This is a genomic window from Streptomyces sp. NRRL S-350 (assembly GCF_000719705.1).
In the GTDB taxonomy this organism is placed as follows: domain Bacteria; phylum Actinomycetota; class Actinomycetes; order Streptomycetales; family Streptomycetaceae; genus Kitasatospora.
Genome location: NZ_JOHO01000037.1, coordinates 1 through 24,858, shown reverse-complemented (window position 1 = coordinate 24,858; position 24,858 = coordinate 1). Strand labels below are relative to the sequence as shown.

Here is a 24,858-nt window from a genome sequence, read left to right as displayed (position 1 = left end):
GTGCGCAAGAGGCTGATCGTCTCTGCTGCCAGTGCCCTGAGCCTGTTCCTGGCCGTCCCCGCCTCGGCATCCGACTTCCAACCCGGCGCAGCCGGCGTCGGCGACTCCTACTACCCGACCTACGGCAACGGCGGCTACCGCGTCTCGCACTACGACATCCGGCTGAAGTACCAGCCCGCCACCGACGAACTCGAAGGCACCACCACCATCCTCGCCACGGCGACCCAGGACCTCTCCCGGTTCAACCTCGACTTCGCGCTGAACGTCTCGGAAGTCCGGGTCAACGGGCGGCCCGCGACCTTCACCACCAGCGGTGAGCAGGAACTGGAGATCACCCCCGCCCGGCCGCTCGCCAAGGGCAGCCAGGCCACCGTCGTGGTCCGCTACAAGGGCGTGCCGTCCAGCGTGAAGAAGTACGGCTTCACCGCCTGGCTGCGCACGCCGGACGGCGCGGTGGCGGCCGGCGAGCCCGAGTCGGCGTGGTGGTGGTTCCCGAGCAACGACCACCCGAGCGACAAGGCCACCTTCGACGTCTCGGTGCAGGTGCCGGACGGCAACCAGGTCATCAGCAACGGCATCCTGACCGGCGCCACCTCCCAGGCCGGCTGGACCCGCTACAGCTGGCGCGAGACCAAGCCCCAGGCGACCTATCTGGCCACCCTCGCAGTCGGCAAGTTCGACGTCACCACGGACACCACGCCCGGTGGACTGCCGGTCTACAACGCGTACAGCAAGGACCTCGGCGACAACGCGGACGCCGCCAAGGCGAGCGTCGAGCGCACCGGCGAGCTGGTCGACTGGCTGAGCGGCTACTTCGGCGACTACCCGTTCAGCTCGGTCGGCGGCTACGTCCCCAACGTCACGACCGGCTTCGCACTGGAGACCCAGACCCGGGTCTTCTACAGCCCCCGGCAGTTCGCGAAGGGCTCCAACACCTCGGTCGTCGTCCACGAGCTGGCCCACCAGTGGTACGGCGACAGCGTCTCGGTCTCGCGCTGGAGCGACATCTGGTTGAACGAAGGCTTCGCCCGGTACGCGCAGTTCCTCTGGTCCGAGCACGAGAACGAGGGCACCGCCCAGGAACTGGCCGACTACGTCTACGCCTCGCACCCGGCCGACGACGCGTTCTGGACCGTCAAGCCCGGCGATCCCGGCGCCGACAACCAGTTCGCGGGCGCCGTGTACGACCGGGGCGCCGTCGCCATCCAGGCGCTGCGCAACGCCGTCGGGGACGAGAAGTTCTTCCGCATCCTCAAGGGCTGGCCGACCGAGCGCCGCTACGGCAACGCCACCATCCCGGAGTTCCAGGCGTACGCCGAAAAGGTCTCCGGCCAGAAGCTCGGCGGCCTCTTCGACACCTGGCTGTTCACCGCCGCGAAGCCGGCCACCGGGCCGGTCCCGACGGCCGCCGGTGCCGTCGCCTCGCTGGCGCCCGGTGCGGGTTCGGTGCCGGGCTCGGGCCAGGCCGACCGGCAGGCGCCGGTGGAGCCGAAGTCCTGGAAGAAGATCCAGGAGACCAACTCCCTGCACGACGCCGAGCACTGACGCCCGGCCCGCACTGACGCCCGGGTGCAGTGAACCCGGCCTGCACCGAGGTGACGGGCACGGCCCGGTCGGCCGCTCGCGCGGAAGCGCCGACCGGGCTACGCCACTGCGGAGCCGTCCGCCGCCAGCAGTTCGGTGAGTCGGCGGACGGCGAAGGGTATGAGGTCGCGGACCGGGAGCAACCGGCAGGGCGCGTCGCCGACCAGCACCTCGCGGATGCCCGCCCGCTCCTCGAACTCCCGCCCCACCAGTGGGAAGTGCGTGTCGTTGTCATCGCCCACGTCCGGCGCCTCGATCCAGACCCGCTCGCCCTGGATCGCCATCGGGAAGCGGCGCAGCTTGAGCCGGCGGTTGGGGGCGAAGGTCTCCGCGTAGTGCAGGAAGGTGTTGCGGTTGTGCCCGACGCCGATCAGCAGCACGTACCCGCCGAGGTCGTGCAGCGCGCCGAACGGCGACTCGCGGCCCACGGCGAAGCCGAGCGAGCGGCGGGCGGTGACCTCCCTGGCATGCGCCCCGACGGCGGCGACCGACACCTGGGGGTGCGTGCTGCGCAGGCTCTCCGGCAGCGCGCGCAGGGCCTCCGCCACCGCGCCCATGCGAGAGGGTAGCCCGGCGTGGAACAGCGGTACGGCGGACCGGAGTTCGGCTGTCTCGGGGGTGAGCGCGCCGGGGTGCCCGGGGGCCGGGTCGCAGACCGTGTCGGTGGTGAAGGTGGGCACCGCGACGGTGCCGGTCGGCCCGACCGCCTCGCGCAGGGCGGCCACCACGGCCGCCGCACCACCCTCGACCCGGCCGAGGCTGGAGAGCGAGGAGTGCACGATCAGCGCCATGCCCTCGCGGACGCCGACCCGGCGCCAGCCCGCCACGAGGTCGGCGGTGGTGAGCGGTGCGCTCCCCGGCCTGGCGTCCGGTGTGGTGCCCGGTGTGGTCATGGTGCTCCCTGGCGGTGCTGGTGCTGGTGCTGGTGCTGGTGCTGGTGCTCGTGCTGGTGTTGCCGGTGCCGCGTCGGCGGTCTGGTCCGGATGCGATCGTTCGGGGCCGACCATAGCGGCTGCCACTGACAAGCGGTCAGGGCAGGGGTGTTCGCCGCCGGCGCGCGGTCGGCGGCGGCCGGAAGGGAGTCAGCGGCGGTCCGCCGCGGCCAGGGCCAGGGCCACCGCCTCCTGCTCAGGGGTGAAGCCGTGGCCGAGTGGCGGTTCGCCGCGGTCGCGGTCCCAGTCGAGCACGTCGGCGGCGGTGACCGCGAGCGGGGTCGCGGGCAGGCCGGCCGCGCGGGCCCGGGCCGGGTCGCGCTGCTGGCCGGGCCAGAGCGGTCGGTCCCGGACCAGGGGGAAGAACGGCGGCGGGGCGGTCTCCGGAGGCACCGGGACGACCTCCACCTCGGTGCCCGCGACCTCGGCGCAGGTGGTGATCAGGGCGCCCAAGGTGGTCGGTTCGGCCGGCCCGACGGCGTGGAAGGCGCCCGGGCGGTCGTCCTGGACCAGCCGGAGCACCAGCCGGGCGAGGTCGCGCGCGTCGACCACCTGTACCGGCTGCTCCGGACGGCCCGGCAGTGCGATCCGCCCGCCGTGTGCGGCCCGGCGCACCCAGTAGGTCAGCCCCCGCTGCTCGTCGTGCGGCCCGGCGACCTTTCCGGGCCGCACGATGGTCGCCCGGCCGCCGTAGCGGGCGGTGACGTCGTCCTCGCACGCGACCTTGAGCCGGCCGTAGGTCTCCTCGGTGAGCTGCGCGGCCTCGCGCAGCGGCGCGCGGCGCGGGGCGGACTCGTCCGAGCCGGGGACGAGGCCGTCCCGCCGGTAGACCGCGTGGCTGGAGATGAAGAGGTAGCGGCCGACCCGGTCGCCGAGGGCGGTCATGGCCTGGCCGACCTGGTGGGGGCGGTAGCCGCTGACGTCCACCACGGCGTCCCAGTGGCCGTCGCGCAGAGCGGTGAGGTCGCCGTTGTCGCGGTCGCCGACGAGGTGGCGGGCGTCGGGGAAGAGACCGGGGTTGGTCCGGCCCCGGTTGAACAGGGTGACCTCGGCGCCGCTGTGCAGGGCGGCGTCGACGATCGCGCGGCCGACGAAGGAGGTGCCGCCGAGGATGAGGATCCGCATGGGCCCCAGGGTAGGACTCGGCCTCGGCGGATGCGCGGGATTTCGGGTCGGGGGAGAAGCCTGGGGGGCTTCGGCCGGTCGGTGAGCCGCGGTCAGCCGGTGAGTGCGGAGGAGTCGGTGAGCTTCGGGTAGTCGGTGAGACCGGTCGCCGTCCGGCCGTAGAGGTGGGTGGGGTCGACGGGAGTGAGCGGGGCGTGGGCGGCGAATCGTTCCGGCAGGTCCGGATTGGCGATGAAGGCGCGGCCGTAGGAGACCAGGTCGGCCAGTCCGGCGGCCAGCACCGCCTCGCCGCGCTCGCGGTCGGTGGCGGCGCGGTTCTCGCCGACGTTGGCGATCAGCGGGCCGGACCAGCGCGGGCGCAGGTCGGCCAGGGCCGGGTAGTCGTCGTTGTCGGTCAGGTGGAGGTAGGCCAGGCCCAGACCGTCCAGCTCGGCGAGCAGTGCCCGGTAGACCGGCGCCGGGTCGGCCTCGTGCATGCCGAACTGCGGGTTTCCGGGGGACAGGCGCAGGGCCAGGCGGTCCGGGCCGATGGCGTCCGCGACGGCGGTGACCAGCTCGACCGGGAAGCGCAGACGGTCGGCGAGCGTGCCGGGGCCGTACTCGTCGGTGCGCAGGTTGGTGTTGTCGGCCAGGAACTGGTGGATCAGGTAGGAGTTGGCACCGTGCAGTTCGACGGCGTCGAAGCCGGCGGCGAGCGCGTTGCGGGCGGCGTCGACGTGGTCGGTGACGGCCTGGCGGATCTCGTCACGGGTCATCTCGCGTGGGGTGACGGCCTCGGCCTTGCCGCCGTCCTTGACGTGCACCGGGCCCGGTGCGGGGACGGCGGAGGGCCCGGCAGGGATGTCGCCGAGCAGCCGGTTGAGCGGGTGGCCCTGGCGGCCGCCGTGCATCAGCTGGGCGACGATCCGGCCGCCGGCCGCGTGCACCGCCTCGGTGACCGCGCGCCAGCCGGCCGTGTGCGCGGGCGTCTCCAGGCCGGGCAGGAACCATTCGGACTGGCCCCGACTGCTGGGCCAGATGCCCTCGGTGACGATCAGACCGGCGCTCGCGCGCTGGGCGTAGTACTCGGCGACGACGGGCAGCGGCGTGCCGTCCTCGGCGGCCCGGTACCGCGTCATCGGGGCCATCGCGACGCGGTTGGGGAGGTCGAGCGAGCCGAGGCGGTACGGGCTGAGCAGGGATTCCGTGGTGGTGGTCATGCCGGTACGGTAGAACCTGACACCGGTGTCAGGTTCAAGCGTCAGTGGGCCGTCCCAGCCCCTGCTGCGGTCGGGATCAACTCCTCGATCCCGCAAGGGAAGCGCTCCGTCGGGGAGTGCGGGAGCGTGGCCGGGTTCGCCGTGATGGCAAGGCTCGGCGCCTGGCGGGACTGCGGGGCGTCCAGGGCGTAGGTCTGGCCGCCGGGGCGGGGCTCGAACGCCACCGGCCGGGTGAGGGTGCTCCGGTCGTTGCCGGGATCGGGCGCGGCCGGGAGAAGTTGGCGGGTGTCGCTGAACTCGCAGGAGCTGAGGACGAGTTGGACGCCCTGGGTGGTCGGTCGCTCGACCTCGGCGGCCGGGGCGGGCTGGTCGCAGCAGGCGTGGTGGTGGGTGGCGGTCGCGGACGCGCGGGCGCGGTCCGATCCGGGGGTTCCGCACCTATCTCGACATGAAGTATCTTGACGTCGAGATTGATGTCGATCACGCAACGGGGGAGCTCGCCATGCGGGAGAACGGACTGCTGGCACAACTGCGCAAGCCGCCGGGTGGGCGGGACGCGCGGATCATGCTGCTGGCGCAGTGCGTGGACCGCACCGGCACCGGGGTGTGGGCGGCGGCCTCGGTGCTGTACTTCACCTATGTGTGCGGGATGGACGCCGGTCGGCTCGGGCTGCTGCTCGGTGTGGGGGCGGTGGCGGGGATCGCCGGATCCCCGCTGGCCGGGCGGGCGGCCGAGCGGGTGCCCGTGCGGTGGCTGCTGATCGGGTGCCACCTGCTGCGGATTGGGACGATGGGCCTGCTGCTGGTGGTGGACGACTTCGCCGCGCTGCTGCCCGTGGTCGCCCTGACCTGCCTGGCCGAGCGGGCGGCCAAGACCCTGGAGATGCTGTTCGCCATCCGGGTCGCGGGCGAGCGGCGCGGCACCTACCAGGCGCTGTTCCGCAGCGTGGCCAACGCCGGGTACGCGGTCGGCGCGGGCGTCGCGGCGATCGGCCTCGCCGTGGGCACCACGGCCGCCTACCGGATGCTGATCCTGGCCAACGGGCTCTCCTTCGCCCTGGCCGCGGTGCTGGTCTGGCGCACCCGGGAGCCGGCCGGGCGCGGTCTGGTCGCGGCAGCGTCCGGAGGCGGGCCGAGCGGTGGTCCGTCGGCCGTGCCGAGCGGCGACGCCGCGCCCGCGCCGAGTCCGTGGCGCGACCGCGGATACCTGCTGTTCGTGCTGCTGGACATGCCGCTGAACCTGGACGACTCGATCCTCAACGTCGGGCTGCCGCTCTGGCTCGTCCACCACACCGGGGCGCCGCACGCCGTCGTCCCGGTCTTCCTGGTGCTCAACACGGTGCTCGTGGTGCTGCTGCAACTGCGGGTCTCGGCCCGGGCGGACGGTCCGCGCGGGGCCGCCGCGGCGGTGCGCTGGTACGGGGTGGCGCTGCTGGCCGGCTGTCTGCTGATCGTGTCGGCGACCGGTGCCGGGCCGTGGACGGCCTCGCTCGCGCTGCTGGCCGCGGCCATGGTGGTGACGCTGGCGGAGCTGTTGCGCTCGGTGAGCTCCTGGGAGCTGGCGGTCAGCCTGGCGCCGCCGCGCGCCCAGGCCTCCTACCTGGGTGTGGCCGGGATGTCCCAGTCGGTGCAGAAGTCGGCCGGCCCGCTGCTGCTGACGGGTGTGGTGATGGCGGCCGGCCCGGTCGGCTGGCTGGCGCTCGGGGTGGCGACCGTCGGGCTCGGCTCGCTCCAGCGCCGGGCCGCCCTGCGCCGACTGGCGGCCCTGGCCGGGCCGGCGGCCGAGCCGGTGCGGGGGTCGGGCGTGGCGGTCGGCTGAGTCGGGTGGCGGTCGGCTGAGTCGGTACGGGGGCGGCGGGCGCGTCGTCAGAGGCGGTCGTAGACCGCGGACAGGCGGTGCAGGACCTCGGCGGCGCGGTCGAGGGCGTCGTCGTCGAAGTCGCCCAGGTCGGTGTGCAGGGCGTCGGTGAGTGCCTCCTGGCGCTGGCGGTGCCGCTCGCGCCCGGCGTCGGTGAGGGTGACCACGACGGAGCGCTTGTCGTCCGGGGGGCGGGTGCGGGTCACGTACCCGGCCGCCACCAGGCCGTTGACCAGTTGGGTGGTGGCGGCTCCGGTGGTTTCGGTGCCCGCGGCGAGCCGGCTGATGGTCAGCGGGCCCTGGTCGGCCAGGGTGCGCAGGGCGCGGGCATGGGTGAGGGAGAGGGCCCCGGGGGTGCGGGTGGCGCGGCCGCGCAGGCGGGAGTCGGAGGCGCTGAGGCGGTAGGCGGCGCGGGCCAGGCGGTCCAGTGCCTGCGCGCGGTCGGGAGTGGGTGGCTGCTCGGCCATGGCCGGTTCTCCTGAGGGGGGCGTGCGGCGGGGGAGGTGCTGCGGTTGACAGGAGCCTAGCTTGAGTACTTAATGGCTAAGTACTTATTGGCTAAGTACTTAGTTCATCGCCGCAAGCCGAGAAGGAGAACCCCCATGACCGTCCGTTCGACCGGCCAGAGCTGGGCCCTGGACATCGCCCTCGCGCAGGGCGGCTTCGACGCGCTGCACCCCGAGGCCGTCGGGACCATGGAGCAGCTGGGCCACGACCACAACGACTTCGCGAAGGTGTTCGCGCTGGTCCGCAGCGGCGCGATGCTGCCCAAGGCGTGGGCGACGGTGGCCGCCCAGGCCGAGGAGCGCGCCGCCCACCACGAGCGCGGCGGCTTCGCGCAGACCGCCGCCGACCTCTACCTGCGGGCCGCCGTGATGTGGGGACGTGCCCAGTACTCGGTCTTCGACGCGACCGACCGGCGCAAGGCGGCCATGCGCGAGCGCGCCAACCACTGCGTGGGACGCCTGGGTGTGCTGCGCGACGGCCGGGTCCGGCGGGTGGAGCTGGATTTCGAGGGCTCGCGGATCTTCGCCCTGCTGCACCTGCCGGCCGGCCCCGTCGAGAACGCGCCGGCCGTCATCCTCGGCCCGGGGATGGACATGATCAAGGAGGACTACATCTGGGCGGCCGAGCGGTACTACACCTCCCGCGGAATGGTCGCGCTGTCCATCGAGGGGCCGGGCCAGGGCGAGAGCCGGGCCGGCGGACTCACCGTCGACCTCGCCAACTACGAGCGGGCCATCGGCCGTTACCTCGACCACCTGGCCGGACTGCCGGAGGTCGATGCGGACCGCATCGGCATGTTCGGCATCTCGATGAGCGGCTACTGGGGCTCGCGGGCGGCCGCCACCGACGGGCGGCTGGCCGCGCTGGCCGCCTTCGAAGCCGTCACCGGCGACTTCGCGACCATCTTCGAGCGCGCCCAGCCCACCTTCAAGAACAACTACATGTACATGGCCGGGTACACCGACGAGGAGGCCTTCGACCGCGACCTCGCCCACCGGATGCCGCTGGGCGACCTGGTGGCCGGCATCACCTGCCCGGTGCTGTACGGCATCGGGGAGTTCGACGAACTCACCGACCTCGGCCAGGCGCTGGAGAGCTTCGAGCGGATCACGGCACCGAAGGAACTGCGGGTCTACGAGGACGAGTTCCACCCGCTCGGCGGCGTGGCGGCCGAGGCCTTCCGGTTCGGCGCCGAGTGGCTGGAGCGGGCCCTCGCGGGCGCGTTCGCCGAGCCGGGGCGCGATGTGCGCCACTACGTCCACCGCGACGGCCGCACGACCGACGGCAGCGCCGACCCGACCTGGTGGCTCGGCGCTGCCCCGGCCCGCCTGGAGGCGATCCGGACGAGCTGAACGGTCAGGCGAGCACCTTCTCCTTGGCGCGCCGGTACTCGTCGTCGGTGATGTCGCCGTGGCTCTTGAGGTCGGCGAGACGCGCCAGTTCGTCGACGTGATCGGTGTTGGCGGAGGCCGGGGCGCCGGCGGCGGTTTCCCGGATGTAGCTGCGGAACTGCTGCTCCGCCTCGGCCGCCTGCTGGTGCTCGCGCCTGCCCATGCCCTTGCCCCTCGCGATCAGGTACACGAACACGCCGAGGAACGGCAGGACGAGCACGAAGACGGTCCAGCCGGCCTTCCCCCAGCCGGTCAGCGTGTCGTCACGGAACAGGTCTCCGAAGACACGGAACAGGAGGAAGAACCACATGATCCACAGGAAGATCCACATGGTCGTGAAGAAGATGTCGAGCAGCGGGTAGTCCACCGCGGGCCTCCTGACATCGAGGACTGCCCCGGAGGTCGTGGCAGTCACTTGTCTACCGTCCATGTACCGGCCTCCGGTGCGCCCCGGCATCACCCGGACCGGGTGAATCCGCGCCCGGCGCGCCCCCTGATCGACGGGGTTATCCTGCGACTGATGGGCGGAGCGGAGAGTGCGCGGCGACGGCAGCCCGGTCTGGTGGACGTGCTGCGGACGGTTCGCGCGGACCCCGCCCGGATGCCCGAGCGGTTGGCCGCCCTCGCGGTGGAGTACCTCGGGCCCCAGGCGGCCGCCACGACGACGGAAGCACGCGCGTCGGAGCGGGCGGGGGCCGCCCGCGAGGAAATCACCGAGCGGGTCGTCAGCCGGGGGGTGCGCCGGTCAGTGGTGGACGGCTCCTTCCTCGGCGGCCCCTTCGTGCTCCTGCTGCCGGTCGCCTTCGTCGCCGCTCTGCTCGCCCAGCTGCGGATGGTGCTGGAGCTGGGCGCCCTGGCCGGTGTCGATCCCTGCGGTGACGACGCGGTGGTGGAGGTCCTGCTGGTGCAGGGGGTGCATCGGACGCCCGAGGCGGCGAGGGAGGCCCTGCGGAGCGCAGCAGCGGCTGGTCCGGGCGGCACGAGCGGGGGCTCCTGGGCGGCCGTCGTCCGCCGCCAGGCGTACCTGATCGGCCTGGTGGCCCCCGACACCTCGACGCGGGGCCGGGTGCGCAAGTGGCTGGGCTGGACCGGCATCGGGGTGCTGATGGTCGTCGGGACGGTCATCCCGTTCGTCTGGGTGCCCGCCTGCGCCGAGATGTACCGTCGCGCCACCACGCAGCTCGCGGACCGCGCCCTCCTCCGGTTCGGGTTGGCGGACGCCGAAGCGGAGGAGGTCCGCACCCGGAACAGGTCCGTGCTGCGTCCCGGCCTGCTCCTGGTGGTGCTGCGGACCGGGCTGGCGTGCCTGACCACGGCGGGGGCGGTGGTGGTCGTCCTGCTCACCGGGGTGCGGGTCGCCGACAACGCTCTGCTCGCGATGTTCCTGCTGCTGCTCGGGTTGAGCACGGTGGTCGCCGGCTGGTACTCCTTCCGTTCCCACCGGACCAGCCCCTCCCGGGCGGCCCGGGGGCGGCCCGGGAACGGTGCCCGGCAGGACTGAGCACCCCTCCGCGCCGCGGTCCTGAGGTCAGATCAGCCGCAGCTCCCGCGCCCGCCGAACGGCTCTGCTGCGACCGGAGACGGCGAGCTTCCGGTTGATGCTCTTGAGGTGGGTCTTGACCGTGTTCACCGAGAGGAACAGCTCCGCGGCGATCTCGTCGGTGGACAGCATGTGGGCCGCCTGTTCCAGGACGTCGAGTTCGCGGCCGCTCAGCGGCTCCACCGGATCCGGCGGCGCGGCGTCCCGGCCTCCGGTGGCCGGCAGGCCCGGCAGGAGGTCGGCGGGGAGCCAGCCGTGGGAGTCCACCAGCGCCGGCCGGGTGCGGATCAGCCGCCGCAGCCACGGCCCGGCCTCCCGGAACGGTCGTCGCACCTGCTCCGGCCGGGCGGCCGTGAGGGCGCGGGCGAGCAGACGCAGCGCACCGACCTCGTCGCCGAGGGCGGCGGCAACCTGCGACCTGGCCAGCAGGACCCGGACCGTGACCGCGGGCCCGTGACCGTCGTGGTCGGGGATCGGCTCCAGGACCCGCAGGGCGCTGCGGTGGTCGCCGGCCGCGAGGTGGGCGCGTGCGGCGGCGACGGCGCACTCCGGGCTGTCGGCACCACCGCGTTCCAGCACCTCCAGGGCCGCGGCCGGATCACCGTCGGCGAGGTGCGCGGCCGAGAGGACCAGGGCCGCACCCTCCGTCACCCAGCGGGGCGGTGCTCCGGCGCGGGCCGGACCGCCTTCCGCCAGCGGACCGAGCGCGTCGACGGCCGCGCGGGCGTGGCCGCCGGCCAGCAGGATCCTCGCCCGGACGATCGCCAGTCCGGCGGCGACCGCGGGGTCGGGGCAGACCCCCGTCGACCCGGCGGCCCGGTCGACCGCCGCGCGCGCCGCGGACAGGTCCCCGCGGTCGACGGCGAGCGCGGCCTGCACGAGCCGGCCGACCCCGGTGCGGGAGACCGGCGGCAGGCCGGCGCGTTCGGCTTCGGCCGCCGCCTTCCGCAGGCGGGCCTCGGACCGGCCCGGCCGCCCGTCGAGCAGATCGATCAAGGCGAGGCGGGCGAGTGCTTCCTGCCGCGGACCGGCGGTGGTGGCCCCGTCGGCCGTCCTCGCCGCGGCCGTCGACGCCGCGCCGGCGGCTGCCAGGCTGCCCTCCCAGAGCAGCACCGAGCCGAGGTCGTTGAGCCGCAGCGCGGGCAACTCCGGGTGTTCGGCCAGCAGTTCGGGCGGAACGCGCTCCTCCCACCGTTCCGCCTGTTCGGCGGCGGCCCGGGCCAGGGCGGCCGAACCGAGCAGGCGGCCCGCCAGCACCCGCAGCTGGGCCGCGGTGAGCAGTGCCGCCGAGTCGTCCTCACCGGGTTGCCGGGCCAGAAGCGCCTCGGCGTGCCGGAGGTGTTCGAAACCGCTGTCCACGTCGTGGTGGGCGAGGTCGCGTGCCGCCCGGAGCAGCTCCGGGGCCGGGCCCCGCACGTCGGGGGCCATCCCGGCGAACAGGGCGTCCAGCCGCTCCGCGTCGCGGCCGGTGAACAGCCGGCCGATGGCCAGGTGGTCGACGACCTGCTGCGCGGCGAACGCCCAGTCGCCGGCCGCGGCGGCGTGCGGCAGCGCGTCCGTGAGCCGCCCCGCCCCGGCCAGCCACCGGGCGGCCCCGCGGTGGAGCTCCCGCTCCAGCCCCGGGCTCCGCGCCGCCAGGTGGACGCGCAGGACTTCGGCGAAGAGCGGGTGGCACCGGTACCAGGAGTGCCCGACGGGCTCGACGAAGGCGTTGGCGCGAGCGAGGGCCGCGAGGATCCGCGCGCCGTCCGTCCGGCCGGTCAGGGCGTCCGCGAGCTCGGGGTGGATCCGCTCCAGGACGCTCGTCCGCAGAAGGAGGTCCTGGGTCTCGGCGGGCTGGGTGTCGAGGACTTCGGCGAGCAGGAAGTCCGCGACCGTGCTCCGGCCGGGCTCGAACTCCTCCAGGTGGGCCGCCGGATCCGCGGCGCCCTGGGCGGCCAGGGCCGACAGTCGCAGACCGGCCGCCCAGCCGCCGGTCCGCTCGGTCAGTGAGCGGGAGCTCTCCGCGGGGAGGTCCAGACCGTGTCGGCGCAGCAGCGCGGCGGCCTCCTCCGGTCGGAAGGCGAGGTCGGCGGCCCGGACCTCGGTGACCCCGCCGGAGGCCCGGTACCGGTGGATCGGCAGGAGCGGCTCCGTCCGGCTGATCAGCACCAGGCGCAGGCCGGAGCCGGCGTGGGCGAGCAGGAACTGGAGTCCGTCGGCCACCTCGCCGCAGGACACGTGCTCGAACTCGTCGAGCACCAGGACCACGGGTTCCGGCAGGAGGCTCAGGTGGGCGGCGAGCCGGGCCAGCAGCGAGTGATCGACCTCGTCGGCCCGGGAGGGACGGCCGATGTCGTCCGGCAGGACGACGCCGTGGTGCCGGGCGGCTTCCAGCAGGTAGGCCCAGAAGACCCCGGGTGCGTTGTCCTCCCGCTCCACGGTGAGCCAGACCGCGGAGCCGGGCGGTGGCCCCGTGGTCAGCCAGTCGGCGACGAGCAGGGTCTTTCCGGCGCCCGCGGGGCCGTTCACCAACACGAGGGGCGTCCGCAGGCCTTCGGTGAGCCGGTCGGCCAGGCGCGGTCTTCGGACGAACGTCTCCGGCGTCGCGGGCACGGCGAAGCGGGCCGCGAGCACCGGTTCGCCGCCGGGTATCCGGGGAGCCGGAGACGTCGGGGCGGGGCCGCGTCGAGCGCCGTTCACCGGGCGGGCAGGGAGCCCGAGGGCTGGGCTGAGGGCCATGGTGCTCACCTCAGGGAGGGCGGCGCGCGGGCGGCGCGGATCACGGACGATTCCCATCCTTTCCGACCCGGCCGGGCCCGGCAACGGGGCGGGCGGTCCCGCCGGTGGGGCCGCCCGGTCCGGCCGTCCCCGGCCGGACGGGCCCGGATCGCAGCCGCAGGGCCCGGGCCGAACGGGTCCGGCGGGGGCTCCCGTCACCCGCGGTGACCGCCGCCGGGCGGCCTCACTCCTCGTGCTCCGCGCCCGGCTCCGGAGTCCCCAGCAGCCGGGCCAGCCGGCCCTGGCCCGCCACCACGTACCCGATGCCGATACCGAGCGTGACGGCCGTGAACACCACGATCAGCCAGCTGAGCAGGGTGAAGACGAGACCGAGCGGGCCGAACTGGGCCACGCTGCGGTTCAGCGAACGGGGCACGTAAAGCTGCGCCGCCCCGGCGAGCACCGTCAGTCCGGCACCGGTCAGCACCGCCCCCGGCAACAGCGGCGGCCAGGGGACGCGGCCGCCGAGCAGCAGGTGCTGCGTCCACCACCAGAGCAGCACGGCGGTGACCAGGTAGAGGACGATCCCGAGCGCCTCGCCCGCGCCGAACCCCTCCCGCACCTTCCCCTGGATGACCAGCGCGGCGAGCCACACCAGCAGCCAGGTGAGCCACCGCCACGCCGCCAGCCGTCCCGACAGGTGGGGCAGGTGCCAGGACCGCTCGCACAGGCGTTGCAGGATGCGGCTGCAGCTCGTCGCCGACAGCAGCGTCACCAGGATCCCGACGGCTCCGAAGGCGTCGGTGGTCCCGCTCTGGCCGCTGGGCCGGAGCACCTGCTTGACGTCGTCGAGCGAGGCGCCCTGGAGGCCCAGGACGGTGCGCAGGGAGTCGGAGACGCTGTTGCGCACCTCCTGGGGCATGAAGGCGGCCATCACGAACAGCACCGGTACGGCCGTCAGGAACGTCTGCGCCGCGAGGCGGGTGGCGGTGTCCAGGACGTGGATGTGGAGCAGCTGCGCCGCGAGCCGGCGCGGGAACGGGGCATCACGCAGCGTGACCGTGCGGCCCTGCAGCCAGGCGGATCCGGCGCGGAGCCGGTCGGCGCGGCTGGGGTGACCACGCTGTCGCGCCACTCCGCTCTCCTCGCGTCGGTGTCGGCAGCCGGGCCGCCGCTGCGGCTCGCCACCGGGGGCCGCTCCCCGTACGGGCACTTCCGATCAGGTCCAAGACTGGGCGATGCCGCGGTGGGCGGCATTTCGGGCGGGCCGCCGTTCGGCGCAAGGCCCCGGGGCGGAGTCGGCCTCCGGTCTGCACGCGCAGGGCCGCTCGGTCACCCGGGAACCCGGTGGGACCCGGTGCGCGGAGTCGTGTTCACCGGTGTCGGCCGGGCGCGGGCGCGTGCGCCGCCGTGGCCCGGTCGTGGGGCAGGAACAGCGCCGCACAGAGCCCGATGACACCGCAGAGCGCCAGCACCGCCGTGGCCACCGCGTAACTGTTCCGGGTGAGTTCGGCGACCAGGATGGTGCCGGCGACGGCGGTGCCGATCGAGGAGCCGAGGTTGGAGACGCTGCGGGAGAGTCCGGAGATCTCGCCCTGACGGCTGTCGGGGAAGGCGGACTGCACGATGTTGACCGAGGGGGTGAGCATCAGGCCGATGCCCAGTCCGATCAGCAGGAGCCCGGGCGTGAAGGCCCAGACGGAGTCGACGGCGCGTACCAGGAGGAGCAGGACGAGGATGCCGACGGTGGTGGTGGCGAAACCCGTCACGATCAGGGTGCGCTGGGCGCGGCGCTCGGCCAGGCGTTCGGCGGCGAGCGAGGTGGCGAGGAGGCCGACGGTGGCGGAGGTGAAGACCCCCCCGGTGGCGATGGCGCTGTAGCCACGGACCACCTGGAGGTAGGCGCCGACGGTGAACGAGACGCCCATCAGGACGAGCCACTGGGCGTTCTGGGTCACCAGGCCGAGGTTCGAGGTGCGGTTGTGGAAGAGGCTGGTCGCCAGCAGCGGTTCGCGTCCGGCGCGTTCCAGCCGGCGGATCCAGCGGAAGAAGCCTGCCAGCACGGCCGCGCCGGCCAGGAGGAGGGCGATCATCAGCCAGGTGTTGTTGTCCGCGGCGAGGATTCCGGTGACCAGCAGGATCAGGCCGGCCGCGGACAGGACGGCGCCGACGGTGTCGAACGGTCGGGTGGGGTCGGCCGGGAGCGGATCCTCCAGCTTGCGGGTGAGCAGCACGATGAGGCCCACGATCACGGCCTGGAAGGCGAAGTTGGCCCGCCAGTCGACGGCGGTGGTGAGCACACCGCCGAGGAGCGGCCCCGCTGCCGCGCCGATACCGCCCAGGGCCATGATGGTCCCGAAGGCGCGGGCGCGGGCGGCGGTACCGGTGAACAGCAGCGTGGTCAGGATGTACACCGGGGGGATCAGCAGAGCCGTGCCGACGCCTTCCAGGATGGAGTTGCCGAGGATGAGGACACCGAGTCCGGGCGCGGCCGCACTCAGCACGGCGCCGACTCCGTAGGTGATGAGACCGGCCATCAGGCAGCGCTTGCGGCCCCACCGGTCGGTGAGCTTGCCGCCGGGGATCATCAGGGCGGCCATCACCAACAGGAAGACGGTGATGGCCACTTGGACGCCCTGGACGCTGGTGCCCAGGTCCGTGCTGATGTCATTGATCATCACGTTCATGCTGGAGCCGGCGAAGCTGCAGATGAACTGGGCGAGTGCCAGGGGGATCAGCACGCGGCGTCCGGTGGCGGCGGGGGCGGTGACTGTGCCGGTCATTCCCGGTTCCTCTCCTCGGCTGTGTCCCACCCGTCGTCCGACCCGCCGTCCGACCCGTCGGACGAGGCCGGGCGGATCATCGTGACTCCGTAGGACGGCAGCAGGTTCGTGCGGCGCCGTACCGGGCGGGGAAGCGAAGTCACGCGCCGTTTCCTTTCGGACTCCTCGGAGGCCCGTCGGGCCACCGCTCACGGTGGGGTCAGGCGGCCCCTTGGCGGTCGAGTGCCTCGTCGAGGGCGACCGCCGCGTCGATGAGCGCGAGATGGGTGAACGCCTGCGGGAAGTTGCCCAGTTGCTCTCCGGAGGGGCCGATCTCCTCGGCGAACAGGCCGACGTGGTTGGCGTAGGTGAGCATCTTGTCGAACGCGTAGCGGGCCTGGTCGACCCGGCCCGCCCGGGCCAGTGCCTCGACGTAGAGGAAGGAGCAGAGGTTGAAGGTGCCCTCGGAGCCGCTCAGCCCGTCGGGGGAGGCGGCCGGGTCGTAGCGGTAGACCAGGCTGTCCTGGACCAGTTCCTCGTTCATGGCGTCGAGCGTGGACAGCCAGGACGGGTCGGTGGGGGAGAGGAAGCCGACCTTGGGCATGAGCAGCAGCGAGGCGTCCAGGACGTCGGTGGAGTAGTGCTGGGTGAAGGCTTCGCGCTTGGGGCTCCATCCGCGTTGCAGGATCTGGCGCAGGATGTCGTCGCGTTCCGAGGTCCAGCGGGTCAGGTCCGCGGGGCGGGCGAACTTCCGGGCGAGGCGGACGGCGCGGTCGAAGGCCACCCAGCACATCAGGCGGCTGTAGGTGAAGTCCTGGCGCCCGCCGCGGGTTTCCCAGATGCCCTCGTCCGGGCGGTCCCACTGCTCGGTCAGCCAGTCCACGAGCCGACGGAAGGCCTCCCAGCCGCGCAGCGCCCCCATGTCGCTCTCGTCGGCGCCGAACGCGTAGGCGGCCTCGCCGTAGATGTCGAGCTGGAGCTGGTCGGCGGCGGCGTTTCCGGCCCGCACCGGGAACGAGCCGCGGTAGCCCTCCCACTGGGGGAGGGACTCCTCGGTCAGGTGCGGGTCGCCGTCGATGCGGTACATGATCTGGAGTCGTTCCCCGCTCGCGCCCGCGCTCTCGATCCGGTCGCGGACCCACCGGCGGAAGGCCAGGGCCTCGTCACGGAAGCCCAGGCCGATGAGGGTGTGGACGGAGAGCGAGGCGTCCCGGATCCAGGTGTAGCGGTAGTCCCAGTTCCGCTCGCCACCGACCTGTTCCGGCAGTCCCATGGTCGCGGCGGCGATCAGCGCGCCGCTCGGGTGGTAGCTGAGCAGCTTGAGCGTGATCGCCGAGCGGTCCACCATCTGGCGCCAACGGCCCCGGTAGTTCGATGACTTGATCCAGTCGTACCAGAACTTCCGGCAGGCGTCGAAGGCGGCGACGGTGTCCGCGTCACTGGGCGCGGGGGGCAACGGGCCGTCCGGCGAGCGGGAGGTCAGCAGCACGGTGGCCATCTCTCCGGCGCCCAGGGTGAACCGCGCGGTGACGTCGGAGCCGTCCGGGCGGAGGACGACCGGCTCGGTGGCCTGCACGCACAGTTCCCGGTCCGGACCTCGGAGTACCGCGTTGCGTTCGTCCGCCAGCGTGAGGCGGTGCGCGGCGCGGCCGTAGTCGAAGCGGGGCCGGCACTCCAGCAGGAAGGGCACCCTTCCGCGCACCACCCGGGCCGTGCGGATGATCCGGTGCTGGTCGCTGGGGGTCGAGGAGGTGTCGGGGGGCATGAAGTCGACGACTTCCGCCACTCCCTGCGGGGCGAGGAAGCGGGTGATCACGATGGCCGTGCCGGCCAGGTAGAGCTGCTTCACCTGGGCGTCGGGCACCGATTCCTGGTCGACGGCGAGCTTGCAGCGGCCCCCCTTGGCATGGTCCAGCAGTGAGGCGAAGAGGCTGGGGGAGTCGAACCGGGGGGTGCACCACCAGTCGATGTCACCGTCGGTGGACACGATCGCGGCGGTCTGCAGGTCGCCGATGACCCCGTGCTCGGCGATCGGAGGGTAAGGGTTCATGGAGCGCTCCCCGGCGGACGGCGGAAACAGCCTTCGCCGCCACGGTACGGACGGCGGCCGGCCCGGGGATCACCCGGTGTGGGTGAGCGGGGCCGGAGGCCGTCCGGCGGTACGGCGAGCGCACACCACCCACCTGCCGGGCGAGCGCACACCACCCACCTGCCGGGGGGAGGCGGGGCCCCGGGAAAGCGGCGAGAATCGGATCAGGCCGCCGGTCGTCACCGGCCCGGCGAGGGGGTTGCCGCGTGGCGGGGTGCGGGGAGGAGGAGCCGCGCGGCGAGGGAGGCGACAGCGACGGAGGAGATGCCGTGACAACGTCCCGAAGTCGTACCCCGGCCCTGCCCGGACCGGTTCCGGACGGGCGTGGAAGCCGGACGGACTACGCCGGCGCGGTCTACGGTTCGATGCTGGCCGCGTCCGTGATCGCCGCCTCCGGTGTCCACGAGCCGCACCCGCGGCTGACGTTGATCCTGCTGTTGGTGATCACCGGGGTCGTCTTCTGGATCGCCCACGTCTACGCGCAGGTGGCCGGAGAGCGCGAGGTCGGTCGCCGGGTCAGGTGGCGGACGGTGCGGCAGGTCGCCCGGCACGAGTGGCCGCTCGTCGAGGCGTCGGCGCTGCCCGCCCTGGCCGTGCTGGTCAGCCCTTGGCTCGGTGCGGGCGAGAACGCCTGGCTCGCCCTCGGTGTCGCCGTGGCGCAGCAGGTGGCCTGGGCGACGCTGGGCGCCCGCCGGGCGGGCGCCACTTCGGGCCAGACTGCCGTCGAGGGCCTGGTGAACCTGCTCCTCGGGCTGGTCATCGTGGCGGCCAAGGCGGCGCTCGGGCACTGACCTCACCGCGGAGGGGCACTGACCTCACCGCGGAGGGGCACTGGCATCACCGCGGACGGCCACTGACCCCCGGGGCACCGACCTCACCCCGGGGCACTGGCATCACCCGGACATCACCCGGGGCGAGCAGGGGGCCGGGCCCGGCTCCGCGGCGTGAACACGCCGGGCCGGTGCTCCCACCGGCCCGGTCCCGGGGTGCCGGGACACCGGCCGGACGTCGGGTCCGGTGGACGCCGGCGCCCGGCCCCGGCCGTCAGCCCGCGAGGAGTCGCTGCTTCTGGGCCGTGAACTCCTCGTCGGTGAGGACTCCCTGCTCCTTCAGCTGCGCGAGTTTCTGCAGTTGGGCAATCCTGTCGTCCATGCTCGTCGTCGTGGGCGCGGCAGGCGGCGGCGGGGGCGGCGGCGCGGGTTCGGCCGCCATGTCCTGTTGGGCCCACCGACCCGCCTGACGGCGGGAGACCCGGTTGGACACGGCGGTCGCCGTTCCCGCGACGACGGCGGTGCGCGCGACACCTCGCAGTAGTCCGGGCATGACTCGTCCTTCCTCTCTGTTGGCTTCCCCTCCGTGGTGTCCCTGCGGCTCACCCGGTGACGGACGCCCCGGGGGCGGAACCGTCCGACGGATCCGCCCCGGCGATGCCCTCCAGGTCGTCCAGGGAACGCAGCAGGTCCGGCAGGGGCACCCGGCCGCTGGCGACGACCCGGGCGCCGCCCCGGCGCAGGGCGGTGGCGAACGGCGCCGCCCAGGTGTTCTCGTAGACGAGCACCCCGGCCGAGTTCCCGGGTTCGAGGACCGCGGCGGCCTCGTCCAGGTCGTCGGCGCCGAGCAGGCCCGAGCCGACGCCCTCGAAGACGGCCAGGTCCAGGCGACCGTCGCCGTCGAAGTCGGTCAGTTCCATCCCCGTGACGGTGCCGTCGGCGTCCTTGCGTACGAACGCGAAGTCCAGGATCCGGATCACACCCCGGTCCACGAGGTCGACCAGGATCGGAAGCCCTCCCCGGTCATGCGGTTGCCGGGGAACTCGACCACCAGGTAGTCGACGGGCCCGGTCTCGGCGAGGACGTCCTCGGCCATGGCGGTGCTCCTTCCACGCGGAGTCCGGCGCCCGGCCCGGCGGCCCGGCGCCGGTTCGACGCTACGGGCCGCCACCCGCCCGCGGATCACCTCCCCGGGGTGAGGACGCGGCCCGGGGCCGGGACCGCGCGGCGACGGCCCAGGCGTCGTTCCGTCACCGCGGTTCCTCCTCCGGGCAGCCCAGTCCGGGGTGCCGGGTGACCGGCCGTGCGGTGTGAATGGGGAACAGCGGCGACACGGCCGCGTGCCGACCGCCGGGAGAACAGTTGAACGGGCCAGTGGAACCCCCTCCGCCGGAGCCCCCCGCGGGCGAGCCGGCGAACCGGAGCGTACGCGCGGAGCCCAGGCACCGTTCCCGGGTGGGCGGCATCGTCATGAGCGCCGTCTCGGCCGTGCTGATCACGCTGACCTGCATCCTGGTGCCGGTCTCGCTGCTCACCGTCTGGGTGCACGACATCGCGTTGGACACCGACCGGTACGTCTCCACGATGGCGCCGCTGGCGACGAATCCGGCGATCCAGGACGCCGCGGTCAACCGGATCACGCACGCGGTGGACGTGAAGGTGGACGGCCAGGCGGTCACCTCCGATCTGGCCGCGTGGCTGCAGTCCCAGGGCCTGCCGCCCAGGGCCGCCGCGGCGGTCAAGTCGCTCGGGCCCAAACTCGACGACGCGGTGGACCAGGTGGTCACCCAGGCCGCAACCCGGGTCGTGCACAGCGACACCTTCGCCACCGTCTGGACCCAGGCGAACCGCGCCGCCCACGCCGCCGTCGTCCAGGCCCTCACCGGCCACGGCCGGGGCGCCGTCCAGGTCACCGACGGCACCGTCACCCTCGACGTCGGCACGGCCGTCGACCGGCTCAAGGACCAGCTGGTGGCCGCGGGCCTGACCCCGGCGGAGAAGATCCCGGACGTGGACAAGCAACTGGTGCTGTTCCAATCCGACAAGCTGGCGAAAGCCCGCGGGGCCGCGCACGCACTCGACGTGCTCGGCAACTGGATGCCCGTCCTCACCGTGCTGCTGGGCGCGATCGGCGTCGTGCTGGCGCGGCGCAGACGCCGGGCCCTGGTGACCACGGCCCTCGGCGCGGCCGGCGCCTGCCTGCTGGTGGCCATCGCCCTGGTGGTCGCCCGCCGCTACTACCTCGACCACCTGCCGCCGGCCGTGCAGTCCCCGCCCGCCGCGGCGGCGGTCTTCGACACGCTGCTGCACTTCCTGCGGATCAGCCTGCGCACCGCGATCGTCCTGGGCGTGGTGGTGGCACTCGGCGCGTACCTCTCCGGTGCGGGGAGGCTGCCGCGCGCCGTCCGCGGCGGGGCGGACCGCGCCGCCTACTCCGCCGCCCGCTGGGGCGACGCGCACGGGGTGCGCACCGGACGGGCCGGGACCTGGACCGACGCCCACCGGCGCCTGCTCGTCCTCGTGGTGCTGCTGGTCCTGGCCCTGGTGTTCGCCCTGTGGAACCACCCGACCGTGCTGACGGTGCTCCTGCTCGTCCTGGTACTCCTCGCGGTACTCGCCGTCCTGGCCCTGCTCGCCGCCTCCGGACGGGCCGGTGCGGACAGGGCCGCTCAGGACGGGATCGCTCAGGGCGGGGCCGGTCCGGGTGGGGCTGGTCCGGGCGGGGCCGGGAGCGCTGGTGAGAGCACCGCCGAGTGAGCAGCGGCCGTCGACCGCCCCCCGACACGAGGGACGAGGGGTCCGCCGTCGCGGGCCGTCCGGCCCAGGACCGGGCCGAGGATCGGGTCTACGGTGAACGTAGGGCTTCTGTTCCGGGCCCCACGGCCGTCGCCCGCCGGCGCGCCCCCGCGAAGTCCACCGGGCCGCACGCGCACACCAAGCGGGATCCGGTCTCCTCGGTGTCCCGCGGACCTTCGCCGAGCCCCCGCTCCGCTCCGCGTCATCGATTCCCCCGATCCCCGACAGTGCCGGTCGGGAGCCGGCCGGGTGGCTCACCGGAGCCACCGAGCCCCGCTTCTCTTCCCTCCCGTCTCCCGTTGCCCCGCGAGGCGGTCGTCATCGAAGGAGTCCCTGCCATGACCAGCGGTGTTACCGGATCCAGCCGTACCGACCGGGTTCCCGAGCAGCGTCCGTTCGCGACCGGGTGGACCGTGTTCGCCGGGATCATGCTGATCGCCGGCGGAATCATGGGGATCCTCCAGGGGATCTCCGCCATCGCCAAGGACGGTCTGCTGGTCGTCACCCGCCATTACACGTACTCGATGAACACCGCAGGATGGGGATGGGTCCATCTCATCCTCGGGATCGTCATCGTCCTGGCAGGGGTGGCGCTCTTCAGCGGCGCCGTCTGGGCCCGTGCCGTCGGCGTCGTCGTCGCCGGGCTGGGAATGATCGCCAACTTCCTGTGGCTGCCCTACTACCCGTTCTGGGCCATCGTCCTGATCGCGATCGACGCTTTCGTCATCTGGGCGCTGTGCGCCGGCACGACCAGGAGAGAGGTCTGACCGCCGTCGACAGCGCCTGCCCCGGGCGTTGACCGCGCGTTCCGGCCCGGATCCCGACAGCAGTCCGGGATCCGGGCCGGAACGACGGGGTCAGAGGCGGACTGCGGTGACGACGTGGTAGTCGAGCAGGCCGTCGCGCCAGGCGGTGAGGAAGTTGCGGGTCCAGTGCGCGGTGGGGACGGTGTCGGTGAGGTAGCGGTCGAGGCCCGGCCAGACGTGGGTGCCGATGGACTCGGTGGCGACGTCGGCGAAGCCGGACGCGCTGAGGTCGTCCGTGAAGCCGGTCAGGGGGTGGGCGACGTCCAGGCCGTCGGCGAAGCCGGCGAGGAGGATCTTGAGGCGTTCGGTGGCGTCGGGGCCGGGGGCGGTGAAGAAGGTGGTGACGACGAGCCGGCCGCCGGGGCGTAGGACGCGGGCGCTCTCGCGGGCGAAGCCGGTCAGCTCGCGGAAGTGCTGGGCGGCCTCGACGGAGTACACGCCGTCCAGGGAGGCGTCGGGGAAGGGGAGTTCGTCGGCCGAGCCGAGGGTGTAGGCGAGCCGGTCGGGGTAGGTGGCCAGGGCTCTGGCGTTGACGGCGCGGGCGCGTTCGACCTGGTCGGGGTGGATGTCGACGCCGGTGACGGTGGCGAAGCGGAACTCCCGCAGCGCCAGCGCCGTACCCAGCCCGCGACCGCAGCCGACCTCCGCCAGCCGTAGCCGTTCGCGCGGTTCGGGAAAGTCCCGCAGCACCCGCCGGTAGAGCTGCTCCTGGCTGCGCACCCGGTCCTCGGAGGTCGGGGCGGTGAGGTCGATCCCTTGCCAGTATCCGAAGTTGATGAACCCGCCGGCGAATGACGGGGCGGTGCTGAGGTCGTCGACGCCGTACGTCCGGCGGACGGTCGGGGGGATGCGGTTGTGGTCCATGGGCCGCTGGATCTCCTGCTCGGTGGGCGCCCGGGCGTCGGACGCGCCGAGGTACGTACCCAAACCGGTGATGGTCCGAACACGGTACGTGAAGGGCCGGTGGGGTCGGTGGGAAAGGGGCGCGGCGGTGTTCCGAGGGGGCTCGGACGCCCGCCGCGCGACCGGGGGCGGCTCCACGGGGGCAGCCACCGGAGGCGGCTCCACGGGGCGGCTACCGGGGTGTTGGCCGGTCGGGAGCGGTCGGCGGGAAAATCCCGGCGGTCGGGGCGGCCGGTTCGCTACAGTCCGCAAGGATTCCCGACGGTCCTGGCACGGGCTCGACGGTCCGGACGCGGGGCCTTACGGCCCGGACGCGGGTTTGACGGTCCGGACGCGGGCTTGACGGTCCGCCACCGGCTTGACGGCGCTGACACGAGCTCTGAGGAGAACGACACCGTGAACACCCCCGACGAACGCCCCGTACCGCCGCTGACCGGTGGTGAGCGGGAGATGCTGCGCGGCTTCCTGGACTTCCACCGGGCGACCCTCGCCATGAAGTGCGAGGGGCTGACCGACGAGCAGCTGCGGCAGCGCTCCAGCCCGCCGTCCACGCTGAGCCTGCTCGGGCTGGTGCGGCACATGGCGGAGGTCGAGCGGACCTGGTTCCGGCGGGTGATCAACGCCGAGGACCTCCCGCTGGTCTGGTCGGACAGCGACTACCAGGTCGCGTACGACGTCGCCGACGCCACCCGGGCCGAGTCCTTCGCCGCCTGGCAGGCCGAGGTCGAGCACTCCCGGCGAATAGAGCTCGCCGCCGAGACCCTCGACGTCACCGGGCACCAGCCGCGGTGGGAGGCCGACGTGTCGCTCCGACTGGTGATGCTGCACCTGATCCACGAGTACGCCCGGCACAACGGGCACGCGGACTTCCTGCGGGAGGCGATCGACGGCGTGGTGGGGGCGTAGGAGGAGGCCGGGCCCCGCCCGGCGCCCTCGCCGGCCGACCTACCAGCCGAGGAGGTGGGTGCGGCGGTTGAGGGCGGTGAGGACGGACTCGGCGGTGCTCTCGGGGGTGAGGCCACGGATGTCGAGGACGTGCGTGGCGGGCGTGGCGGGCGAGTCGTGCGGGGCGGGCGAGGCGGGTGAGGCGTCGCCCGGGGCCGGGCCGGCCTGGAGCACCACGTAGTGGAGCGCGGCGCCGGTGGCGCGGCTCTCCCGGCGGAAGGTGTCGAGCGCGGCCGGGACGGCCGGGGACTCGACCACGACCTGGTAGCCGCGGGTGGCGTACGCGAAGGCGGCCTGCGCGGCGGCGGCCAGGGCGGTGGCGTTCTGGCGCCGGGCCTCCGGCAGGTGGGGCGGCAGCTGGCCGCTGCGGATGACCCGTAGGAAGTCGTCCGTCCGCAGGTGGACGCTCGGGTTCAGCTCCCGCGCGAGCAGTTCCGCGACCGGGCTGTTCCCGGCCCCGGACGGGTCGACGAGGACGAGGACGCCACCGGCGCCCCGGCCGCCCCCGAGCTCCGGCCCACCTACGGTCGTACGGTTCACAGCTGCTGATCCCTTCGCGGGCCGGAGAGGGGCGGGTAGCCGGGGCAGGGCGGTCGGAGTGCGAAGGAGCCGGTCGGGCCCCGTCCGGACAGCCGATCGCCTCGTCCCTACGACTGGTGCGTTTCGGGGATCAACCTAGTCCAAACGGGTGCCCCGAGTCGTCCCCGACCCGGTGGGCGGACGGGTCGCCGCCCGATCCTGCCGCCCGATTCCGCCGTCCGATCCTGCCGCCCGCTTCGGCTGACCGCTCCGGCCGACTGCTTCGGCCGGCTCCTTCGGCCGCTCCTGCCGACCGATCTCCGGCGCAGGACACTAGTAGTACTTCGTTAGGTCCGAAGTGGTCGGGTGTGCCCTGCCTGGCGCGTGGTGGGTAACTCGCGGTGGCAGGTGGGGCATTCGCCGGTCCAGGCC

The 24,858-nt window shown here is 73.6% G+C and carries 21 protein-coding genes and 1 pseudogene; 8 read left to right on the top strand and 14 right to left on the bottom strand.

The window, feature by feature from the left end:
• Complete coding sequence (locus IF30_RS0127155; RefSeq protein ID WP_030243305.1) at window positions 1-1,545, top strand: M1 family metallopeptidase; 1,545 nt, start codon at window positions 1-3, stop codon at window positions 1,543-1,545.
• Between the two features lie 98 nt (window positions 1,546-1,643).
• Here the strand turns inward: IF30_RS0127155 and IF30_RS0127150 are convergent, their stop codons facing one another.
• The 4 genes from IF30_RS0127150 to IF30_RS0127135 all read right to left on the bottom strand — a co-directional run bounded on the left by IF30_RS0127150 (window position 1,644) and on the right by IF30_RS0127135 (window position 5,064).
• On the bottom strand, window positions 1,644-2,477 hold the full coding sequence (locus tag IF30_RS0127150; RefSeq protein WP_051711274.1) for an aminoglycoside N(3)-acetyltransferase: 834 nt from the start codon (window positions 2,475-2,477) through the stop codon (window positions 1,644-1,646).
• A gap of 189 nt (window positions 2,478-2,666) precedes the next feature.
• A complete protein-coding gene (locus IF30_RS0127145; RefSeq protein WP_030243302.1) occupies window positions 2,667-3,641 on the bottom strand; it encodes an NAD-dependent epimerase/dehydratase family protein in 975 nt (324 codons plus the stop codon).
• A 92-nt stretch (window positions 3,642-3,733) separates the two neighbouring features.
• A complete protein-coding gene (locus IF30_RS0127140; RefSeq protein ID WP_030243300.1) occupies window positions 3,734-4,840 on the bottom strand; it encodes an alkene reductase in 1,107 nt (368 codons plus the stop codon).
• A 41-nt stretch (window positions 4,841-4,881) separates the two neighbouring features.
• Window positions 4,882-5,064: a hypothetical protein gene (locus tag IF30_RS0127135; RefSeq protein ID WP_030243298.1), complete on the bottom strand. Its 183-nt coding sequence runs from the start codon at window positions 5,062-5,064 to the stop codon at window positions 4,882-4,884.
• 278 nt (window positions 5,065-5,342) lie between these two features.
• Here IF30_RS0127135 and IF30_RS0127130 point away from each other — a divergent pair, with 278 nt between their 5' ends.
• Complete coding sequence (locus IF30_RS0127130; protein ID WP_234322861.1) at window positions 5,343-6,659, top strand: MFS transporter; 1,317 nt, start codon at window positions 5,343-5,345, stop codon at window positions 6,657-6,659.
• 47 nt (window positions 6,660-6,706) lie between these two features.
• On the opposite strand, the gene IF30_RS0127125 is transcribed toward IF30_RS0127130, so the two are convergent.
• The gene (locus IF30_RS0127125) at window positions 6,707-7,165 is read right to left on the bottom strand and encodes a MarR family winged helix-turn-helix transcriptional regulator (protein WP_030243295.1); all 459 of its coding nucleotides are present in this window, start codon (window positions 7,163-7,165) and stop codon (window positions 6,707-6,709) included.
• 135 nt (window positions 7,166-7,300) lie between these two features.
• Here IF30_RS0127125 and IF30_RS0127120 point away from each other — a divergent pair, with 135 nt between their 5' ends.
• The gene (locus IF30_RS0127120; RefSeq protein ID WP_030243293.1) at window positions 7,301-8,557 is read left to right on the top strand and encodes an alpha/beta hydrolase; all 1,257 of its coding nucleotides are present in this window, start codon (window positions 7,301-7,303) and stop codon (window positions 8,555-8,557) included.
• A gap of 4 nt (window positions 8,558-8,561) precedes the next feature.
• Here IF30_RS0127120 and IF30_RS0127115 read toward each other — a convergent pair whose 3' ends face one another.
• A complete protein-coding gene (locus IF30_RS0127115; RefSeq protein WP_030243291.1) occupies window positions 8,562-8,963 on the bottom strand; it encodes an SHOCT domain-containing protein in 402 nt (133 codons plus the stop codon).
• A gap of 153 nt (window positions 8,964-9,116) precedes the next feature.
• On the opposite strand from IF30_RS0127115, the gene IF30_RS43960 reads away from it, so the two are divergent.
• A complete protein-coding gene (locus IF30_RS43960) occupies window positions 9,117-10,097 on the top strand; it encodes a hypothetical protein (protein ID WP_158835512.1) in 981 nt (326 codons plus the stop codon).
• A 27-nt stretch (window positions 10,098-10,124) separates the two neighbouring features.
• Here the strand turns inward: IF30_RS43960 and IF30_RS0127105 are convergent, their stop codons facing one another.
• From IF30_RS0127105 to IF30_RS0127085, 4 genes are all read right to left on the bottom strand, one after another.
• Window positions 10,125-12,857, bottom strand: a complete 2,733-nt coding sequence (locus IF30_RS0127105) for a LuxR C-terminal-related transcriptional regulator (RefSeq protein WP_078891729.1) — start codon at window positions 12,855-12,857, stop codon at window positions 10,125-10,127.
• A gap of 223 nt (window positions 12,858-13,080) precedes the next feature.
• Window positions 13,081-13,971, bottom strand: coding sequence for a YhjD/YihY/BrkB family envelope integrity protein (locus IF30_RS0127100; RefSeq protein ID WP_234322860.1), 891 nt, complete (start codon window positions 13,969-13,971; stop codon window positions 13,081-13,083).
• A gap of 238 nt (window positions 13,972-14,209) precedes the next feature.
• Window positions 14,210-15,619, bottom strand: a complete 1,410-nt coding sequence (locus tag IF30_RS0127095) for an MFS transporter (protein WP_037901354.1) — start codon at window positions 15,617-15,619, stop codon at window positions 14,210-14,212.
• Between the two features lie 199 nt (window positions 15,620-15,818).
• Window positions 15,819-17,648, bottom strand: coding sequence for a glycoside hydrolase family 15 protein (locus IF30_RS0127085; RefSeq protein ID WP_030243284.1), 1,830 nt, complete (start codon window positions 17,646-17,648; stop codon window positions 15,819-15,821).
• Between the two features lie 308 nt (window positions 17,649-17,956).
• Here IF30_RS0127085 and IF30_RS0127080 point away from each other — a divergent pair, with 308 nt between their 5' ends.
• The gene (locus tag IF30_RS0127080) at window positions 17,957-18,478 is read left to right on the top strand and encodes a hypothetical protein (protein ID WP_051711271.1); all 522 of its coding nucleotides are present in this window, start codon (window positions 17,957-17,959) and stop codon (window positions 18,476-18,478) included.
• 253 nt (window positions 18,479-18,731) lie between these two features.
• Here IF30_RS0127080 and IF30_RS0127075 read toward each other — a convergent pair whose 3' ends face one another.
• Entirely contained in the window at window positions 18,732-19,010 is a 279-nt protein-coding gene (locus tag IF30_RS0127075) for an SHOCT domain-containing protein (protein ID WP_030243280.1), read from the bottom strand.
• Between the two features lie 49 nt (window positions 19,011-19,059).
• Window positions 19,060-19,553: pseudogene (locus IF30_RS42050) on the bottom strand (DUF6325 family protein).
• A 359-nt stretch (window positions 19,554-19,912) separates the two neighbouring features.
• Here IF30_RS42050 and IF30_RS0127065 point away from each other — a divergent pair.
• Window positions 19,913-21,214, top strand: coding sequence for a hypothetical protein (locus tag IF30_RS0127065; RefSeq protein WP_234322859.1), 1,302 nt, complete (start codon window positions 19,913-19,915; stop codon window positions 21,212-21,214).
• A 377-nt stretch (window positions 21,215-21,591) separates the two neighbouring features.
• A complete protein-coding gene (locus IF30_RS0127060) occupies window positions 21,592-22,020 on the top strand; it encodes a DUF7144 family membrane protein (protein ID WP_030243277.1) in 429 nt (142 codons plus the stop codon).
• A gap of 90 nt (window positions 22,021-22,110) precedes the next feature.
• On the opposite strand, the gene IF30_RS0127055 is transcribed toward IF30_RS0127060, so the two are convergent.
• Window positions 22,111-22,986: a class I SAM-dependent methyltransferase gene (locus IF30_RS0127055; protein WP_234322858.1), complete on the bottom strand. Its 876-nt coding sequence runs from the start codon at window positions 22,984-22,986 to the stop codon at window positions 22,111-22,113.
• Window positions 22,987-23,412: 426 nt separating this feature from the next.
• On the opposite strand from IF30_RS0127055, the gene IF30_RS0127050 reads away from it, so the two are divergent.
• A complete protein-coding gene (locus IF30_RS0127050; RefSeq protein ID WP_051711301.1) occupies window positions 23,413-23,868 on the top strand; it encodes a DinB family protein in 456 nt (151 codons plus the stop codon).
• 39 nt (window positions 23,869-23,907) lie between these two features.
• Here IF30_RS0127050 and IF30_RS0127045 read toward each other — a convergent pair whose 3' ends face one another.
• Complete coding sequence (locus tag IF30_RS0127045; protein WP_051711269.1) at window positions 23,908-24,447, bottom strand: hypothetical protein; 540 nt, start codon at window positions 24,445-24,447, stop codon at window positions 23,908-23,910.
• Between the last annotated feature and the right edge of the window lie 411 nt (window positions 24,448-24,858).